This window comes from Trueperella bialowiezensis, assembly GCF_900637955.1.
Lineage (GTDB): Bacteria > Actinomycetota > Actinomycetes > Actinomycetales > Actinomycetaceae > Trueperella > Trueperella bialowiezensis.
Genome location: NZ_LR134476.1, coordinates 2,001,197 through 2,018,715, shown reverse-complemented (window position 1 = coordinate 2,018,715; position 17,519 = coordinate 2,001,197). Strand labels below are relative to the sequence as shown.

Here is a 17,519-nt window from a genome sequence, read left to right as displayed (position 1 = left end):
CCGGCGCATCGCCCGTGGTACAGATCACGCGGCTAGCGGAACTGGCCGCGTTGGGCTGCCGCACTCGCATAGATACATAGGCTTGCGGCAACTGCAGCGTTTAGCGACTCGGCGTGACCCCACAGTGGGATGCGCACGACGTCGTCGGCAAGTCCCAGATGCTCGCCGCTTAAGCCGTGTGCCTCATTGCCGATGAGCCACAGGGTTGGAACGGAAAGGTCAAGGCATTCCGATCCGATCTGTAGCGAGCCCGAGCCGTCCGCTGCCAACACCCGCATCCCGGACGCCCGCGCGCGTTGCGCAACCTCGCCCACATCCACGCCCGTCACAACAGGCAGGTGAAACAGCGAGCCCGCCGTCGAACGGATCACTTTGGGATTGTAGAGTTCCACGCTGCCGTGGCCGAGCACGACGCCGTCGGCGCCCGCGGCATCTGCCGTACGAATGATTGTGCCCAGATTGCCCGGGTCTGCTGATTCCACCAGGCACACAACGAGCGCAGGTTTCGCGGCGAAGAACTCGCCCAGCTCGACCTCCGCTGGAATGTTCATGACTGCCGCCAGCCCTTGCGCGTCTGTGCTGATCTGCGCAAACACGTCTTCAGGGAGCACGTGCGTATACGGATCAACCTGCGCGGCCAACTCATCGATATCTGGGTGAGCTGCCAGCCCCGCCTCGGTGACGTACAGGTCACGCACGCACTGCGGCGCAAAGCTGAGCAGTTCGCGTACCGCCTGTGGACCTTCAACAAGTGCCTGGCCATAGCGCTGGCGATGACGGCGCTGGCGCAAGGCAATAACTTTCGTGATCTGCCCCGTCTTGTCGGCTAGATAGCGCCGGGGCATTTAGAGATCCTTCAGCCGCGGTGCGTTCAAATCCTTCTCGGAAATCATCGCGCGATCCGCAGTGTCAACCTTGATCGGCCACTCAATCGCAAGATCCGGATCGAGCGGAGCGAGCGCCGAACCAGGCATACCTGGGCGCCACTCCTTATCGAAGAAGTACAGGTATTCGGTGTCCTCAACCGCCTGGAAGCCATTGCACACACCCTGCGGTACGAGCACCATGACACCCGGAGTGATATCGACCGTGACCACCTTGCCGTAGCTCGCTGAGCCTTCGCGAATGTCCACGTACGCGCCAAAAGCTTGCCCGGCCACAACCGTGACCAGCTTGGTCATCGCCTCAGCGTGCAACCCGCGCACTCCCCCGCGATGTGTGAACGTGTTATTCGCCTGTTCGAAATCAGAAACAATACCGTTGTCCTGCAACCATGACCGCCGCACGAGCTCCCTGATCGTACCGCGCTCGTCAGTGACCTGCTTCGGAGTGATGACGAGCAGGCCGTCAATATCAGTGGTGCTGATCTTTGGCTCAATAATCTCTACCACGAGGGAATCCTTTCACTTCGCGTTAACTCAGCCCAGTATAGACGCGAGCGGAGGTATCCCGCAGGATACCTCCGCTCACTAAGTGCTACGCTACATCGGCCTCGTTAGGCGACCGGAGCGTTCACATCTTCCGGCAGCGCCTTCTTCGCGATATCAACCAGAGCCTTGAAAGCATCCGGATCGTTAACAGCGAGCTCGGCCAGCATACGGCGATCAACCTCAACGCCAGCGAGCTTCAGGCCCTGCATGAAGCGCGAGTAGACCATGCCATGCTCACGCACAGCGGCGTTAATGCGCTGGATCCACAGCTTGCGGAACTCGTTCTTACGGACCTTACGATCCCGGTAGTTGTACACGAACGAGTGTGTGACCTGCTCCTTGGCCTTGCGGTACAGGCGCGAGCGCTGGCCGCGGTAGCCCTTGGCGCGGTCCATCGTGGTGTTGCGCTTCTTGCGCGAATTTACGGCGTTCTTTACGCGTGCCATTTAATTCTCCTACTACAAATATTTACAGGCCAAGCATGCGCTTGACGGCCTTCACATCTGCCTTTGCAACCGGCTGATCAGTCGACAGGCGCCGGGTACGGCGCGACGACTTGTGCTCGAGCAGGTGGCGCTTACCTGCCTGCTGGCGCATCAGCTTGCCGGTTCCCGTCACGCGGAAACGCTTCTTGGCACCCGAGTGGGTCTTCATCTTTGCCATAATGTCCCTCAATTTCTCGCCGCTACTGCGGCATTTGCGCTCCGGGTGGAGCGTGTTGATTACGCGTCTTGTGCCGCCTGCTCAGCCTTGCGCTTTGCGCGTTCGGCTTCGCGGCGACGACGCTGATCAGACTTGGTTTGTGCCTTGCGACGAATCGGAGCGAGTACCATCACCATGTTGCGTCCGTCAACGCGCGGCGCGGACTCAACAGTGGAGTTTTCGGCCGTGTCGTTGGCGATTCGTTCCATGAGGCGGAGGCCCATTTCTGGACGGTGTTGCTCGCGGCCCTTGAAACGTAGCTGGATCTTCACCTTGTCACCGTGGTCCAAGAACTTCTTCGCATTATTGATCTTGGTTTGGTAATCGTGGGTGTCGATTTTCAGGCTGATACGAATTTCTTTGAGCTGAGCATTCGCCTGGTTACGGCGTGCCTCACGTGCCTTTTGTGCGGCCTCATACTTGTATTTGCCATAGTCCATCAGTTTTGCGACTGGGGGCTTGGCTTTCGGGGCCACCTCAACAAGATCGAGATTGGCTTCCTGAGCTAGACGCAGGGCGTCTTTTACGCGAACAACACCGACCTGCTCACCGCTAGGCCCGACAAGACGTACCTCAGAAACGGTAATTCGATCGTTGACTCTTGGCTCGTTGATAACGGCTCCTCTTCATCCTTCTGGCTACTGCGCGCGAAGTTCCAGAGGGCGCACGGGAACGACCCGTCTTCACTCTTTACCCGGTTCCCCATTTTCGGAAACACGAGGTGGGATTAACTCCGCTTGCATTCCGGCTGTGCCGGAGGTGGTCAGTAACAGATCATAGCATCCGCGTGGCACGGTTTCTAAGCGTGTGGGCGTGGATCAGCCCACACGCGCGCGTGCGGGTTGTATTTCGACGACGTCGAGTCGGGCTCGCACATAGCTATCGGTGGCGATGATCGCGGCGACGGTGTGAACAATGTTGTGTGCGTCGTCCCGGTTAGCCGTGGCGTCCAGATGTATGACGACGACGGCGGCGCCGCTCGCACCCGGAACGATCTCAATGCTCTCAAGCCCGGGTAATTCGCTGCAGCCACGTGTGAGCCGCTTCGTGATCTGCGGGTCTGACCACGGGCCGTGCCAGGCGGTGCCGCTTGCCAGTGCGGCAACGGCGGATCGGCCGAGCCACGTCATGTTGGCACACCCCTCGTCAAGGGTGAGCACGCCGTCGGCGCGTTGCATGGCAGCTGCAGCAACCGTGGCGATATCGAGCGGTACTGGTCGAGCTGTGCCGTGCCACTCGCGTAGCGCATCCACACTGGAAAAAATGGGTAGGCCCTTGCGCCCGCCCGGGAAGTCAACCGTGACCAGCTCTTCATCTGGGCAGCCGTACGGATCAGCCCCCTGCTCGTCGTGGATAGACGCGCGATCTCGCCTCTTTGGTGGCTCGTGCGGAATAACAGGCACGAGCACGCGGCCCAAGGCTGCGACGATCTGTTCCGTCCGCACGTTGTCCGCAGCGCGATAAGCCTGTGCTAGGCGCGGGGTGATCCGCCCGTCGTCGCCGGGAAATGGATTGGGGCGAAAGAGTCTATCGGGCATCGCCGTCGGCAATAGCCAGCGCCTGTGGGAGCGTGAACTTACCGGCGTATAGCGCCTTGCCCACAATTGCTCCTTCCACGCCGATGTCGGTGAGCGTGCGCAGGGCTGCGATATCCTCCAAGGACGACACGCCGCCGGAGGCGACGATCGGGCGATCCGTGCGCTCGCACACCTTACGCATGAGCTCAAGGTTCGGCCCTGAGAGCATGCCGTCGGTTTTCACGTCGGTAACCACGTAGCGCGGGCAGCCGTCGTCGTTGAGGCGGTCGAGGGTTTCCCACAGGTTTCCGCCGTCTTTTGTCCATCCGCGTGCCGAGAGCGTTTCGCCGCGCACGTCCAAGCCAACCGCAATTTTGTCGCCATACTCTTTGATAGCAAATCGCGTCCACTCCGGATCTTCGAGCGCGGCGGTTCCCAGGTTGACGCGCGTTGCACCTGCGTTGATCGCCCGCTCAAGTGAGGCGTTGTCGCGAATCCCGCCAGACAGTTCGATCTTGACGCCCGTCTGATTTTGCACAATAGATTTCAGCAGGTCGTGATTCGATCCCCGCCCGAATGCCGCGTCGAGATCAACGAGGTGGATCCATTCGGCGCCCTGCTCAACGAACGTCGCAACCGCTTCTGCCGGGTCGCCGTACACCTGTTCCGTACCGGCTTCCCCCTGGTTCAAGCGGACTGCCTTGCCGTCAACAACATCGACAGCCGGGAGTAGTTCAAGACGCTTTGACATACATATCCTCTCTTTGCGGCCTTCAGGGCCTGTTTTCTTCGCCATCTTCACCGAGCAGTTGTGCCACGTCTTCTACCGTGAGCTCTGCCGTGGAGATCGCGTCCTTGTCAAGATCGACGTCACCCAAGACGAGACTTTCAACTTTGGAATCGACAGTGTTGAGCAGCATGCCTGCGGCTACCTCGTCACCACGTTCACCACCCACGTAACGTACCGCGGTGACGAGCCCGGATACGCCCACTTCGGCTCCGACGTCGTCGCCAATTTCGGCCGTAAGCAGCACGACGCCGTAGTTCGACAGTTGCGACAGCGGACCGGCAATGTTCGCCGGATCGTCCGACGGGTCCGAAGAATCGGCCGACTCGGGTTGTTCTCCGAATAGTTCAGCAATATCCCAGTCTGTGAATTCGGGTTTGCTCGTTTCACGCACCACGCACACCCCGGATTTGGTGGCTATAACGTGGGCGTCGATCCCCCGCAGGCGTAGCACACCGGCTACCACCTGCGGGTTTGGGAACGGCGTGAGGACGACGTAGCGCCGCTGGCTCACAGTGCGCCCTTCGTGGACGGCACCCCGTCAACCCGAGGATCAAGCTCAGCCGCGGCACGCAATGCGCGAGCGAGGGCCTTAAACTGCGATTCCACGATGTGGTGCGGATCGCGCCCGTACACGAGCTCGATATGCAAGCAAATGTCTGCGTTCAGGGCGAGGGATTCGAACACGTGCCTAGTCATTGACCCGGTGAAGTGCCCGCCGATCAGGTGGTATTCCTGCCCTGCCGGCTCGCCACGGTGGACCACGTAGGCACGCCCCGACACGTCAACGACGGCGCGTGCCAGCGATTCGTCGAGTGGAACGAGCGCGTCGCCGAAACGGGCGATGCCCTTCTTGTCACCCAGCGCCATTTTGAGTGCCTGACCCAGGCAGATCGCCGTGTCTTCCACGGTGTGGTGGACGTCAACATGTACGTCCCCTTCTGCCTCGACTTTCATGTCGATGAGCGAGTGCTTCGACAGCGCAGTGAGCATGTGATCATAAAACGGCACTCCCGTGCTGATCTGGGACTTGCCTGTACCGTCCAAGTCGATCTCAACCTTGACGGACGATTCACTGGTGATTCGTTCAATCTTGCCTATACGGCTCATCTCATGGCCTCCTTAAGCCCCGCAACAAACGCCTCGTTTTCGTGAGGCTGACCAATACTAACCCGGAGCCATCCCTCCGGCCCGACTTCACGTATTAATATGCCCTGATCGAGTAGCCGCTGCCAGACCTTGTGACGATCTGCAAACGTGCCGAACATGATGAAGTTAGCATCCGACGGCGCTACGTCCAGTCCCATTCCGGTGAGCGTGCTGGCAAGCTTATCGCGTTCTTGGCGAATCTGTTCGACTTGCTCCATCAGCGAATCTCGGTGTGCGAGCGCTGCGAGCGCAGCCGCCTGGCTGACGGCAGACAGGTGGTAGGGCAAGCGCACGATCCGCACGCTGTCAATGATCTCTTGGCTTGCGGCCATGTATCCGAGCCGCAGCCCGGCTGCCCCAAAGGCCTTCGACATTGTGCGGGTGACGATCAAGTTCGGGTACTCATCCAACAGTTCGAGTGCGCTTGGCACGCCTTCCCGGCGGAATTCGCCGTAGGCTTCATCAACGACGACGATCGCGTCCGCCCGATCTGCCCCACCAGCGCCTTCCGCGCCATTGGTGAGCTGCGGCCCGACGCCACGGCTAGCTTCAAGGATGCGTTGCAGGTCGCCTGGTTCTACCGCCGTACCTGTTGGGTTGTTGGGCGATGCGATGAGCACGACCGCCGGGCGATGCTGTGCAAACTGATCTGCCAACGCAGCGCAATCGATGGAAAAGTCCTCGCGGCGTTCGATTCCCACGAAGGTGGAATACACGTTGCGCGCATATTCGGGATACATGGAATACGAGGGCGTAAACGTGAGGACGGTACGGCCGGGGCCTGCGTATGCTTGCAGGATCTGCGCCATGACTTCGTTGGATCCGTTGGCTGCCCAGATCTGGCTTGCAGGCAGGCGCACGCCCGATTCACGGGCAAGATAGCCGGCGAGTTCACCGCGTAGTTCGAGCGCTTCGCGATCTGGGTAGCGGTTTAATCCGGCGGCCGCGTCAGCAACCCGCGAGGCAATCTCAGCCACGACCTCATCGGCTGGCGGGTATGGGTTTTCATTCGTGTTCAGCACGACTGGCACGTCGAGTTGCGGGGCGCCGTAGGGTTCTTGGCCTGCAAACTCTGGGCGTAGGGCGAGTGGCATTATCGCTCGGCCTCCCCCTTCACAGCGGGCTCGTTGGCGGTGCGGATCTTGAGCGCATCACCATGGGCCGGCAGGTCTTCCTCGTTAGCGAGCGCCACGAGTGGGCCTTCCATGGATGCCATCGCTTCGCGCGTGTATTCGATTTCCTGCACCGGTTTGATGTAGGCCATGACGTTGAGCCCGGCAGCAAAGCGTGCGGTACCACCGGTGGGTAGCACGTGGTTGGATCCTGCCATGTAATCACCCAGCGGCACAGGCGAATACGGGCCGATGAAAATGGCGCCCGCGTTGCGGATCTTTTGCGCGTCAGCACGCGCATTTGCCGTGTGAATCTCCAAGTGTTCCGCGGCGTAAGCGTTCGCCACGTCGATGGCGGCCGCGACGTCGTCAACAAGCACGATCCCGGACTGCGGCCCGCCGAGCGCGGTACGTACCCGTTCGACGTGCTTCGTCTGCTCGACTTGCGCAATGAGCGCCTGCTCGCACGCGTCCGCAAACTGTTCGGAGTTCGTGATGAGCACGGAGGCAGCGGCTGGATCGTGTTCGGCTTGAGACAGCAGATCGGATGCCACATAGTCCGGATTTGCGCCCTCGTCGGCAATGACCGCGATTTCAGTGGTGCCCGCCTCCGCGTCGATGCCGACGACGCCGTGCACCGCGCGTTTTGCTGCGGCCACATATATATTGCCCGGGCCTGTCACGACGTCGACAGGGCGGCATAGAATCTCCGGATCTGCTGTTCCTTCTTCGCCGCGCGCACCATAGGCGAACATGGCAACCGCCTGCGCACCTCCAACGGCATAAACCTCGGTCACGCCCAGCAACTTGCACGCCGCCAAAATAGTGGGGTGCGGAAGGCCGTCAAATTCTTTTTGCGGCGGAGAGGCGAGCGCGATTTCACTCACGCCTGCCGCTTGCGCGGCGACGACGTTGTGCACCACCGACGACGGGTAGACGGCAAGCCCACCCGGCACGTATAGGCCAACCCGCTCGACCGGTATCCAGCGCTGGCGCACCACACCACCTGGCACAATGACGGTTTCTTTCGGCTCGGGCAGCTGAGCCTCGTGACCTGCCCGATTATGGTCAATCGACAGTTGTAGGGCATGGCGCAATTCGCTACTGAGTTCCGCTTCAGCCTTATCAATAGCTTCCGTGGGCACACGCAGATGCTCTGGACGCACGCCGTCAAACTTCTGTGCGAGCGCGCGCAGGGCTCCCGCTCCGCCGTCGCGAACCTGGTTAATGATTGGGATAACCGATTCCAGTGCGACGTTGATATCCACGCTCGCACGCGGTAGCCGCTGGGCGATCTCGGCGCGCGAGAGTGTAGTTCCACGAAGGTCCAAGCGTTGCATCATGCTCACCATTGTACGCAATCACAGGGACCATCTACTTTTTCGTTCAGGTGGCGGTATCCGTGCCCGGCTCGAGGGGCGCCCGGACGGCGTCGATCGCGCTCCCAAAGCGGCGATCGCGCTCACTGAAGGCCCTCAAGCATTCCCAGAGCGTATGCCGGTCAAAATCTGGCCAAGGGACATCGGTGAACATGAACTCCGCATAGGGAGATTGCCAGATGAGGAAGTTCGACGTGCGCTGCTCGCCGCCAGTGCGGATAAACAGGTCGACGTCGGGAAGATCCGGCTGGTACATGTAGCTACCCAGCAGTTCGGGCGTGACTTGGTCAGGGGTGATAGTGCCCGCGCGCACGTCGCGTGCAAGTTCAGCGGCGGCGTCCGCGATTTCCGCTCGCCCACCGTAGTTGACACAAAAATTCAGCGTGAGAACTGTGTTGTTGCGCGTGAGCCGTTCGGTTTCCTTGAGCTGTTTGAGAACCGAGCCCCACAGCCTGGCTTGCCGGCCAGACCAGACCACCTTGACACCCCAGTCGTTGAGTTCTCCGCGGCGTTTGCGGATAACATCGCGTGAATAGCCCATGAGGAAAGAAACTTCACGCGGTGAGCGTTTCCAGTTCTCGGTAGAAAAGGCGTAGACGGACAGCACCTCAACACCGGCGTCGATAGCTCCGGCGATCACATCCATGAGGGCGTCTTCACCAGCGCGGTGGCCTTCTGTGCGAGGTAGGCCGCGAGCGTTAGCCCACCGCCCGTTGCCGTCCATAACAATCGCCACATGCCGCGCGCCATGATGAGCTGTCACTGCTGTTCACCAATCTCCACCATGTTCAAGGATTTCACTTTTGATTCAAGCTGCCATTGCACGAACGCCGCGATGAGCGGCCCGGCTTCTTTACGTGCCGACGTTGGGGCACGATCAGCAATAAGCCAATCCCCTTCAGCAAGGGCCGCGATCAGCTGCCATGTTTCCACCGCCGGAGTTGCAGATCCCGGTGGTCGGCAGTCATCGCACACCGCTCCGCCGGACTGCACGTGAAAAGCCTCGTGCGGACCTTCACCGCCGCACAGCGCGCACTCAAACACGGCGAGCGCCCAACCGGATAGCGCCATCGCACGAAGCATATACGAGCCAAGCACGAGATCGGGTTCGTGTGCTTTCGTGGCTACCGCATGTAACGCGCCATGAAGGAGCTGAAACTGCGCTGGATCCGGGTCATCTCCCGTGAGCCGGTCGGCGAGCTCGAGCATTGCCGACGCCGTCGTATACGCACTGTAACTGGTCACCAGTGTGCGTCCGTACTGGTTACGCGACTCGACCTGCGTGATTGTATCCAGATTGCGGCCCTTGTACAGCTGCACATCCACCATCGAAAACGGCTCGAGCCGGGCACCAAACCGCGACTTTGTACGCCGCACACCCTTGGCCACTGCACGCACCTTGCCATGAGTTCGACTCAATAACGTGATGATGCGATCGGCCTCGCCAAGATCGTGGTGGCGCAGCACGATCGCATCGTCACGGTAAGTCTTCACACGGCCAGTATACGGCTAGCGCAAGGCCCTGTTGATCGCGGACACGATGGCTTTAAATCCGGAGGTCATCGTGGACGGGTCGATACCCACACCCCACAGCACTTGACCGTCCACGTCGCATTCCACGTACGAGGCCGCAGTCGCGTCTCTGCCTTCTGACAGCGCGTGTTCGGCGTAGTCAAGAACGTGCACGTCAAGATCAAGCTGTTCAAAAGCCCGCGTGAAAGCATCGATCGGGCCGTTACCGCGCGACTCAAGCGTGTGCGTGATCGTCTCATCACCCGCACGCTCGCGCAACGTGACAGTCAGATGCGTTTCCTTACCCTCGTCAGCCGTGGTAGCGGTAATACCATGTAGGCTGAACCGGCCCCACGGTTTCAGCCCGTCGACTTCCGTGTAGGGCAGGTATTCGTCCGCAAAAATCTTCCACAGCTCATCGGCCGTCACCTCTTGCCCGGTGCGGTCCGTAAAGTTCTGCACAAGATTCGACACCTCAATCTGCAGGCGCCGCGGCAGATCCAAGTTCCTCGTGGACGACAGCAGATAAGCCACCCCACCCTTGCCGGACTGCGAATTCACACGCACCACGGCTTCGTAGGTGCCGCCCACGTCCTTTGGATCGATCGGGAGGTACGGCAGCTCCCACAGCACGGCGTTCTCGTCTCCGCCTGCGGCTGCCACCTTCTTCGCCCGGTCGGCAAAGCCCTTCTTAATCGCATCCTGGTGCGAACCGGAGAACGAGGTGTAGACCAGATCGCCGGCATACGGTGCGCGCGCGGGAACTTCCATCTCCGTGCAATATTCGACGACCTCGCGAATGCGCGGCAGATTAGACAGGTCCAGTTGCGGATCAATGCCGTCCGAGAACAGATTGAGAGCCACGGTCACCAGATCAACGTTTCCGGTACGCTCCCCCTGGCCGAACAGGCAGCCTTCCACGCGGTCGACGCCGGCCAGCATCGCCAGCTCCGTGGTCGCCACGCCTGTTCCCCGATCGTTGTGATTATGCGCTGATAGGCACACGAACTCACGCCTCGACAGGTTGCGGCTCATCCACTCGATCTGATCGGCGTACACGTTCGGAGTGGACCGCTCGATTGTGGTCGGCAGGTTAAGGATCACTTCGCGATCTTCTGCCGGCTGCCAGACGTCCATGACCGCCTCGCACACCTCGAGCGCAAAGTCGAGCTCGGTATCCACAAAGATTTCCGGCGAATATTCGAAGCCCACCACGGTTTCATCCCCGAAGGACTTTTCCATGTGAGCCACAACTTCCTGGGTTCCGGACACCGCGAGTTGCTTGATCTGCTCTTTGCTCATCCGGAACACGACGTCGCGAAACACCGGCGCAGTCGCGTTGTACAGGTGCACGGTCGCACGCGGCAAACCTTGGAGCGCCTCGATCGTGCGGTGAATGATTTCCGGGCGGGACTGAGTCAACACCGAGACGGTGACGTCCTCTGGAACGGCGTCGTCGTCAACAAGCGAACGCACGAAATCAAAATCAGCTTTCGACGCCGCCGGGAAACCCACTTCGATTTCCTTCACGCCGATCTCCACAAGCAGATCGAACATCTTGCGCTTCTTGTCTGGATCCATCGGATTAATGAGCGCCTGATTGCCGTCCCGCAGATCCGTCGATAGCCACCGGGGCGCCTTCGTAATCCGATTATCTGGCCAAGTACGGTCAGGTAGGCTCACCGGATTCGTATCGAGAAAATGCCGATACTTAGAAATTGGCATCGCCGATGCCTGCTGACGATTAGTAAACCCGTTGGTTTTCATAAAAGCTTCTCCTACAGTTCAATAACGGATATTCCAGTTAGCCAACACAAGTACCCGCGGGGAGGGGTCAGCTGGTGACCTCGCCGCGGCGAATAAGTAGGAGCAACGAAATGTGCACCCTCCTAGATTACCCCGCAACTTTCAAATTCTCAGTTGGACGTCCAGAAAGTGAACGACGCCGCGCTGCTAGGCGTTAATCTCAGCAACAACCACTGAAATGTTGTCATGGCCGCCGGCGTCGAGCGCGGCTTCCACCAGATGTTCGGCAAGATCTTCCACACTCACATGCGCTTCGGCGTCGTTGCCAAGAAAGTCTGCGTTCATGAGGCGAAGAATTTCGGCGTCATCCAACTCGTCCGATAGTCCGTCTGAACACAGCAAGACCACGTCGCCCGGCACCAGATCGACAGCGGTAAATTCCACGGCCGGTGGCCCATAGGTGCCGATCGCACGCGTGATGATATTCCGCCGCGGATGGTTGTGTGCTTCTTCCGGCGTGATCTCGCCCGCGTCCAACATTTCCTGGACGAGAGAATGATCGTGAGTGACCCGCAGCAGCTGACCGGCACGATAGCGATAGGCCCGCGAATCACCAACGTGAAACACGAGCGGCGTCGCACCCAGATGCAAAGCCGAAAGCGTCGTACCCGCAGCCCGCGAAAAGTTGAGAATCCGAGTCACAGTATTGCCAGACCCTCGCCCCTCAAGGTGCCGGCAAATCTTGTCTGCAACCTCGGTGAGTGCTCGCTGGACGGCCTGCTCCCGCTCGCCAAGATCACCGATCACGTCAAGTTCACCGGCAATCGCGGCGAGGCCGTCTATTGCGTATTGCGCCGCCACATCACCAAGCGTGTGCCCGCCCATGCCATCAGCGACGGCAAGAAGGCGCTGAGATGTGAACACCCTGTCTTCGTTACGACGCCGAACCAGCCCCGTGTGTGATAAGGCTGCGGCTCGTGCAGTTAATGTGTTCACGATGTCCCTTTCGTCGGCTACCATACTACGCGTATGTGAACTTTGCCGCTGTTAGTTATGCCCCTCCTAATTCAATACACTGGGGTACACGCCCCAATAGGCAAGAGCGAACAGCAAAAGGGTCTGCCCCGCAGTCAGGATGAACAGGCTAACGGCCGCCCACCGAGTCTCCATTCGGTTGGCACGCCAGATTCTTAGCGCCCGCACCAGCAAGTACACCGCGCCCAACGCGAGAATCTGTAAGATCAGCCATCCGCCTTGTACCACCCACCGGTTCGTCTCATAGCTCAGCGCCAACTCGGCCAGCGCAACCACGTAGACGATAAACACGACCCAGGTAAGAAGTATCGCCGCTGAGCTGGTCACCATCGGGCGGCCCACCCCCTGATAGTTTTGCCGCGCGCCAACGGGGAGCTTACCCACGATGAGCAAGCCCGCACCGACGATTGTCAGCGTGACACCGGCCGCTAAGGTCACGAGCATCGCGTGTCCGGATCCGAACCACCTCGGCGTATCAACGGTTTGGGCAACATAGTCTTGGCGCGGCTGTGCACCCGCCACTATGTCACTGACGTAGACCGAACTGGGCAGACCGTTAATAAAATCCGCGATATCCCGGTATGGAGCGCTTTGAAGTTCGCCGTCGATACGCAGGCCGTGGTCAGCGCCGTCGTAGTAACGGACGAGCAAAGATCTATTGTTCGCTTCTGCAAGATCACGCGCCAACATGATGGGCCCTTGCACGATCGGCATCGAAATATCACGCGTACCGTAGGCCATAAACACGGGCACCGTAATTTTGCGATGGTACGGACTGGGATCGAAGTTGGCGTAAGCAAAATTACCGTCTGCAATTGCTCCCGAGATCAGGCGCGGGATCGCTAAGTACAGCTGCTTAGGGGCTCCGATTTCTCGCAAATATGTGTCAGCCGCGAGCGCCCCCTGTTCCCTGATTGGCATGACGGGATCGGAGACGAGGATTAAGAACGCTGTGCGTGGGTCACGTACCGTCGAAATCGGTGCGATGAGTGCACCTTCTGATTCACCGTAGTAGCCGACGTCGCGTTCGTAGACTGAGGGCTGGGAGCGTAACCATTTCGCTACGTCATGGTAGCCGTCTGCCAACGATTCGTAATCCCGGGCGAGTGTTGAATAGCCGTCTAGGTTCTTGTCGGGGACGGCGGTGACGATTCCTGTTGAGGCGAGCCACGTGGCGTGCTCGGCGAACGCCTCGTGGGTGGACGTTCCTGTGCCGTGTAGGAAGACGACGCCGGGGCGCTGGCCTTCAGCGCCCACGGGTTCGCGGAGCGTCACCCTCATGGGTTCGCCGTGTTCGCGTGGCACGTCGTGGATGGTCTCGCGTACCTCGTAGGTTCCTAGTTCTGGCGTGTCTACAGCCGAGGTGACCTCCGTGGAGCTTGTTGATGGCACGATGAGGTTCGTCATCGGCTGCGGATTCCACGCGGGCCCGGCCCACGATCCCCACAATCCGAGGATCAATACTGCAAGCAACCACACCACCGCGAGTGGGACTCGCGTGCGTTTGTCTTCTTCGGTAGTACTCAAAAGCCGAGCCGCCCGAGCATCTTCGGATCACGTTGCCATTCTTTAGCGACTTTGACGTGCAAGTCGAGGTAAACGGGCTGACCAAGTAGACGTTCAATGTTGTGCCGTGCCTGCTGGCCCACCTTCTTCATTCGCTGCCCGCCTTTTCCGATGACGATTCCCTTCTGGGAGGGCCGCTCGACGTACAGGTGGGCGTTAATAGCCATGACCGGCGGGCGCTCATCACCCTTTTTGCGGGGCCGTTCGATCATTTCTTCGACGACGACGGCGATCGAGTGCGGCAACTCTTCACGCACGCCCACAAGTGCGGCTTCGCGGATAAGCTCAGCGATCAGCTCTTCTTCAGTTTCGTCTGTGATCGTGTCTTTCGGGTAGAGCGGTGGGCTTTGTGGCATGAGTTCGATAAGCAGATCGCCCAGCAGGTCGACCTGTTCGCCGGCCACAGCAGACACGGGAACGATCTGGGCGAACTCGTGCATCTGGGAGACCTCAATGATGCGCTCGGCTAGCGCTTCCTTCGTCACTTTGTCCGTCTTGGTCAGCACCGCCACGATGGGGGCGCCAGCTTTCTTGACCTGGTCGAGAATGAACCTGTCGCCTGGCCCGGCACTTTCGTCGGCAGGCATGCACAAGGCCACCGCGTCCACATCGGCTAGTGCGGTTCCCACCATGTCGTTGAGCCGCTGCCCGAGTAAGGTACGCGGCCGGTGCACCCCAGGAGTGTCAACGAGGATGAGCTGGCCGTCGTCGCGATGGACGATCCCGCGAATCACTCGGCGCGTGGTTTCCGGCTGGTCAGCCGTAATCGCGATCTTCGTGCCCACCATGGCGTTCATAAGCGTGGACTTACCGGCGTTTGGCCGCCCGACGACGGAGACGAAACCAGCTTTAAAATCTTCAGGAAAATCAGTCATCGGAGTCGTCCTCACGCTCGTGTCTCATTTGGACTATCACCGTCGATAGTCGTTTCTTGCGGCCCTCAAACCTGTCCGCCGTCATCAGCAGACCGCCAGCTTCAGCCTTCGATCCGCGGATCGGTAAGCGGCCAAGCTCTTTCGTGAGGAGCCCGCCGATTGTCTCCACGTCGTCGTCGTCAAAATCTAGACCGAAGAGGTCCCCGATGTCATCAATTCCCATTCGAGCTGGCACGCGGTAAACGCCGTCGTCAATCTGTTCGATCTCGGGCTGAGCGCGATCGTGTTCGTCGACAACTTCGCCCACAATTTCTTCGACGACGTCCTCGATCGTCACCATGCCGGCGATACCACCGTATTCGTCGACGGCAAACGCGATATGGTTCTGGCTCTTTTGCATGAACTCTAAAAGCTCGTCGGCAAGCATGAACTCCGGTACGAACTGTGCCTCACGCATAACATCCGACACCACGAGCCCTTCGGTGTCACTGCGCCTGTGCGTACGGCGAATGACATCCTTGAGGTAGAGCACGCCCAGCAGGTCATCGACCGACTCGCCGATCACTGGAACCCGGGAAAAGCCCGACCTTGTGAAAAGCGACAGCGCCCTGTCCAGTGTCTCGTTCGCATCAATCGTAATCATGTCCGTACGCGGAACCATCACTTCACGAATAATCGTGTTCGACAGTTCGAAAATGTTTTGCAACATGGACCGCTCGTCGTCTTCCAACACGTCAGACTCCGACACGCGCTCAACCATCACCTGCAGTTCGTGCTCGCTACGGTGCTCACGCTCTTCCTCGTTCGGTTCACGCCGCGTCACGAAAATCGACCCGATTCGGGCCAGCGGCCACACGATGCTGGCTGTCATCCCCAACACTCGCGCCGAATGCCTACGCCCAAGATCCGACGGAATCACGAAAGCCATGAGAGCAAACAGCGCCGCCGATATGCCTAACGTCAACGCGAACGCCGTCCACACACCATCCACATACCGTGCAACAATGACGGCCACGCCAAATGCCACACAGACGATAAATAAGGTGCGCAAGGCTGATATTGCTGCGAGCGCGGCCGGGCGCCGATCATAAATCTTGTCGAGTTTGCGTTCGCGAGCGTCTTCTTCCACGATCTGCTTGATTCGCATACGTGACACCGAGTTGAGGGCCTGCGCGATCACGCCCATCAAGGCAGAAAGAAGGAGGCTAATTGCGATCAGTGCGATAATCATTCGGTGCCCATCACCGGCGCTGTCTGGTCAATATCGCCCGAGCCTTCCTCGCGAGGCTCGCGAGCAAGGAACGTGAGCAGAAGTCTGCGTTGCAGATCAAACATTTCTTTCTTTTCTTCTTCTTCCGCATGGTCGTAGCCGAGCAGATGCAAGATGCCATGCGTGACGAGCAGCAAGATCTCTTCCATCGTGGCGTGCCCTGCAGCAAGTGCCTGCTTAGCCGCAACCGCCGGACACACGACGATATCGCCCAACAAGCCAGGCGTGGGCTCCACCCCAGGTGGCGCGGGGCGCAGTTCGTCCATAGGGAAAGACAGCACGTCCGTTGGCCCTGGCAGATCCATCCACTGTTCGTGAAGCACCGCCATCTGCTCCTCATCAACGAGGAGGATCGACAGGTCTGCCTGCGGGTGGACCCGCATCTCGTCGAGCACATAGGCTGCTAGCTCCGCTATTTCAGCTACCCCAACAGCAGGTTCGAACCCGGATTCGTCATTAACGTCAATCATCGCCCACCTTCTTCGGCATCATAACGCGCATATGCGTCGATAATGTCAGCGACCAGCCGGTGGCGCACCACATCGGCAGACCCCAGCTCGATGAACTTGATGTCGTCCACATCGCGCAAAATTCTGCGCACAAGCCCCAGCCCTGAACGCTGATTGCGCGGTAGGTCAACCTGGGTCAAATCACCGGTGACTACCATCTTGGACCGATACCCCAGGCGGGTAAGGAACATTTTCAGCTGTTCCGGAGTGGTGTTTTGTGCCTCGTCCAAAATCACGAACGCATCGTTGAGCGTGCGCCCGCGCATGTATGCCAACGGAGCCACTTCGATCGTTCCGGCGGCGAGCAGTTTAACAATCGCATCCGAATCAATCATGTCATACAGCGCGTCATACAGGGGGCGCATGTACGGATCGATCTTATCGTTGAGCGAACCGGGCAGATAGCCGAGCGATTCGCCCGCTTCGACGACAGGCCGCGAGAGGACGATCCGCGAGACTTCCTTTTTCTGCAGTGCCACAACAGCCTTGGCCATCGCCAAATACGTTTTACCGGTGCCGGCAGGGCCGATTCCGAAGACGATCGTGTTGTCATCGATCGCATCCACATACGCTTTTTGGCCAAGGGTTTTGGGCCGGATCGTCTTGCCCCGGTTGGTGAGGATGTCAGAGTTGAGCAGGTCTGTGGGTTTGGCAAGCCCGGATCGCAAAATGGTAATCGCACGTTCAACGGCGTCAACTGTTAAATGCTCTCCGGTTCCTGCCACGGAGATCAGTTCGTTCATGAGATCGGCGGCAAGAGCGACGTCGGCTTCCGGGCCGCTGAGCCTAATATCTTGCCCGAGCACATGAATCTGGACGGGCTCTAGCCCGGCTTCCAAAGCTCGTAGCACCTCGTCGCGATGCCCGAGAATGTTGATCATCGGAATGCGTTCTGGAACGCTTACGGTTGTCTTAGATTCCATCGTTTCC

General features: G+C 59.4%; 20 protein-coding genes. All 20 read right to left on the bottom strand.

Going from position 1 to position 17,519, the window contains the following annotated elements; translation table 11 throughout:
• Positions 1-32: 32 nt before the first annotated feature.
• The 20 genes from EL234_RS09170 to EL234_RS09075 all read right to left on the bottom strand — a co-directional run bounded on the left by EL234_RS09170 (position 33) and on the right by EL234_RS09075 (position 17,512).
• Positions 33-845: a TrmH family RNA methyltransferase gene (locus tag EL234_RS09170; protein WP_126417163.1), complete on the bottom strand. Its 813-nt coding sequence runs from the start codon at positions 843-845 to the stop codon at positions 33-35.
• Positions 846-1,391 carry a dTDP-4-dehydrorhamnose 3,5-epimerase family protein gene (locus EL234_RS09165; protein WP_126417162.1) on the bottom strand — a complete coding sequence of 182 codons (546 nt, stop codon included), beginning with the start codon at positions 1,389-1,391 and terminating at the stop codon, positions 846-848.
• A 104-nt stretch (positions 1,392-1,495) separates the two neighbouring features.
• Positions 1,496-1,876, bottom strand: a complete 381-nt coding sequence (rplT, locus tag EL234_RS09160; protein ID WP_126417161.1) for a 50S ribosomal protein L20 — start codon at positions 1,874-1,876, stop codon at positions 1,496-1,498.
• 22 nt (positions 1,877-1,898) lie between these two features.
• Positions 1,899-2,093, bottom strand: coding sequence for a 50S ribosomal protein L35 (gene rpmI, locus EL234_RS09155; protein ID WP_126417160.1), 195 nt, complete (start codon positions 2,091-2,093; stop codon positions 1,899-1,901).
• A gap of 59 nt (positions 2,094-2,152) precedes the next feature.
• A complete protein-coding gene (gene infC, locus EL234_RS09150; protein ID WP_126417159.1) occupies positions 2,153-2,746 on the bottom strand; it encodes a translation initiation factor IF-3 in 594 nt (197 codons plus the stop codon).
• Positions 2,747-2,950: 204 nt separating this feature from the next.
• Positions 2,951-3,670: an SseB family protein gene (locus EL234_RS09145; protein ID WP_126417158.1), complete on the bottom strand. Its 720-nt coding sequence runs from the start codon at positions 3,668-3,670 to the stop codon at positions 2,951-2,953.
• Positions 3,660-4,400, bottom strand: a complete 741-nt coding sequence (priA, locus tag EL234_RS09140) for a bifunctional 1-(5-phosphoribosyl)-5-((5-phosphoribosylamino)methylideneamino)imidazole-4-carboxamide isomerase/phosphoribosylanthranilate isomerase PriA (RefSeq protein WP_126417157.1) — start codon at positions 4,398-4,400, stop codon at positions 3,660-3,662. The genes EL234_RS09145 and priA overlap by 11 nt, the downstream gene beginning before the upstream one ends.
• A 22-nt stretch (positions 4,401-4,422) precedes the next feature.
• On the bottom strand, positions 4,423-4,950 hold the full coding sequence (locus EL234_RS09135) for a hypothetical protein (RefSeq protein WP_126417156.1): 528 nt from the start codon (positions 4,948-4,950) through the stop codon (positions 4,423-4,425).
• Positions 4,947-5,546: an imidazoleglycerol-phosphate dehydratase HisB gene (gene hisB, locus EL234_RS09130; RefSeq protein WP_126417155.1), complete on the bottom strand. Its 600-nt coding sequence runs from the start codon at positions 5,544-5,546 to the stop codon at positions 4,947-4,949. The genes EL234_RS09135 and hisB overlap by 4 nt, the downstream gene beginning before the upstream one ends.
• A complete protein-coding gene (locus tag EL234_RS09125; RefSeq protein ID WP_126417154.1) occupies positions 5,543-6,679 on the bottom strand; it encodes a histidinol-phosphate transaminase in 1,137 nt (378 codons plus the stop codon). The genes hisB and EL234_RS09125 overlap by 4 nt, the downstream gene beginning before the upstream one ends.
• Complete coding sequence (gene hisD, locus EL234_RS09120) at positions 6,679-8,040, bottom strand: histidinol dehydrogenase (protein WP_126417153.1); 1,362 nt, start codon at positions 8,038-8,040, stop codon at positions 6,679-6,681. The genes EL234_RS09125 and hisD overlap by 1 nt, the downstream gene beginning before the upstream one ends.
• Positions 8,041-8,083: 43 nt before the next feature.
• The gene (gene uppS / locus EL234_RS09115) at positions 8,084-8,839 is read right to left on the bottom strand and encodes a polyprenyl diphosphate synthase (RefSeq protein ID WP_277870829.1); all 756 of its coding nucleotides are present in this window, start codon (positions 8,837-8,839) and stop codon (positions 8,084-8,086) included.
• Positions 8,836-9,570, bottom strand: a complete 735-nt coding sequence (recO, locus tag EL234_RS09110) for a DNA repair protein RecO (RefSeq protein ID WP_126417152.1) — start codon at positions 9,568-9,570, stop codon at positions 8,836-8,838. The genes uppS and recO overlap by 4 nt, the downstream gene beginning before the upstream one ends.
• Positions 9,571-9,585: 15 nt before the next feature.
• Positions 9,586-11,355 (bottom strand): 2-isopropylmalate synthase, encoded by a 1,770-nt coding sequence (gene leuA / locus EL234_RS09105; protein ID WP_126417151.1) that lies wholly within the window; start codon positions 11,353-11,355, stop codon positions 9,586-9,588.
• 186 nt (positions 11,356-11,541) lie between these two features.
• Positions 11,542-12,330 (bottom strand): PP2C family protein-serine/threonine phosphatase, encoded by a 789-nt coding sequence (locus EL234_RS09100; RefSeq protein ID WP_164712457.1) that lies wholly within the window; start codon positions 12,328-12,330, stop codon positions 11,542-11,544.
• A gap of 66 nt (positions 12,331-12,396) precedes the next feature.
• Positions 12,397-13,896: an alpha/beta hydrolase family protein gene (locus tag EL234_RS09095; RefSeq protein ID WP_126417149.1), complete on the bottom strand. Its 1,500-nt coding sequence runs from the start codon at positions 13,894-13,896 to the stop codon at positions 12,397-12,399.
• Complete coding sequence (gene era, locus EL234_RS09090) at positions 13,893-14,810, bottom strand: GTPase Era (RefSeq protein WP_126417148.1); 918 nt, start codon at positions 14,808-14,810, stop codon at positions 13,893-13,895. Before era ends, EL234_RS09095 begins: the two co-directional genes overlap by 4 nt.
• The gene (locus EL234_RS09085; protein WP_126417147.1) at positions 14,803-16,041 is read right to left on the bottom strand and encodes a hemolysin family protein; all 1,239 of its coding nucleotides are present in this window, start codon (positions 16,039-16,041) and stop codon (positions 14,803-14,805) included. The genes era and EL234_RS09085 overlap by 8 nt, the downstream gene beginning before the upstream one ends.
• Entirely contained in the window at positions 16,038-16,550 is a 513-nt protein-coding gene (gene ybeY, locus EL234_RS09080; RefSeq protein WP_126417146.1) for an rRNA maturation RNase YbeY, read from the bottom strand. The genes EL234_RS09085 and ybeY overlap by 4 nt, the downstream gene beginning before the upstream one ends.
• Positions 16,547-17,512 carry a PhoH family protein gene (locus EL234_RS09075; protein WP_126417145.1) on the bottom strand — a complete coding sequence of 322 codons (966 nt, stop codon included), beginning with the start codon at positions 17,510-17,512 and terminating at the stop codon, positions 16,547-16,549. Before EL234_RS09075 ends, ybeY begins: the two co-directional genes overlap by 4 nt.
• Positions 17,513-17,519 lie beyond the last annotated feature (7 nt).

Bases quoted from the DNA above. Each gene is read 5' to 3' on its own strand.
- hisD (WP_126417153.1), bottom strand. From the start codon at position 8,040: ATGATGCAACGCTTGGACCTTCGTGGAACTACACTCTCGCGCGCCGAG.
- EL234_RS09085 (WP_126417147.1), bottom strand. From the start codon at position 16,041: ATGATTATCGCACTGATCGCAATTAGCCTCCTTCTTTCTGCCTTGATG.
- EL234_RS09145 (WP_126417158.1), bottom strand. From the start codon at position 3,670: ATGCCCGATAGACTCTTTCGCCCCAATCCATTTCCCGGCGACGACGGG.
- ybeY (WP_126417146.1), bottom strand. From the start codon at position 16,550: ATGATTGACGTTAATGACGAATCCGGGTTCGAACCTGCTGTTGGGGTA.
- EL234_RS09075 (WP_126417145.1), bottom strand. From the start codon at position 17,512: ATGGAATCTAAGACAACCGTAAGCGTTCCAGAACGCATTCCGATGATC.
- hisB (WP_126417155.1), bottom strand. From the start codon at position 5,546: ATGAGCCGTATAGGCAAGATTGAACGAATCACCAGTGAATCGTCCGTC.
- rplT (WP_126417161.1), bottom strand. From the start codon at position 1,876: ATGGCACGCGTAAAGAACGCCGTAAATTCGCGCAAGAAGCGCAACACC.
- rpmI (WP_126417160.1), bottom strand. From the start codon at position 2,093: ATGGCAAAGATGAAGACCCACTCGGGTGCCAAGAAGCGTTTCCGCGTG.
- priA (WP_126417157.1), bottom strand. From the start codon at position 4,400: ATGTCAAAGCGTCTTGAACTACTCCCGGCTGTCGATGTTGTTGACGGC.
- EL234_RS09170 (WP_126417163.1), bottom strand. From the start codon at position 845: ATGCCCCGGCGCTATCTAGCCGACAAGACGGGGCAGATCACGAAAGTT.
- leuA (WP_126417151.1), bottom strand. From the start codon at position 11,355: ATGAAAACCAACGGGTTTACTAATCGTCAGCAGGCATCGGCGATGCCA.
- EL234_RS09125 (WP_126417154.1), bottom strand. From the start codon at position 6,679: ATGCCACTCGCCCTACGCCCAGAGTTTGCAGGCCAAGAACCCTACGGC.
- era (WP_126417148.1), bottom strand. From the start codon at position 14,810: ATGACTGATTTTCCTGAAGATTTTAAAGCTGGTTTCGTCTCCGTCGTC.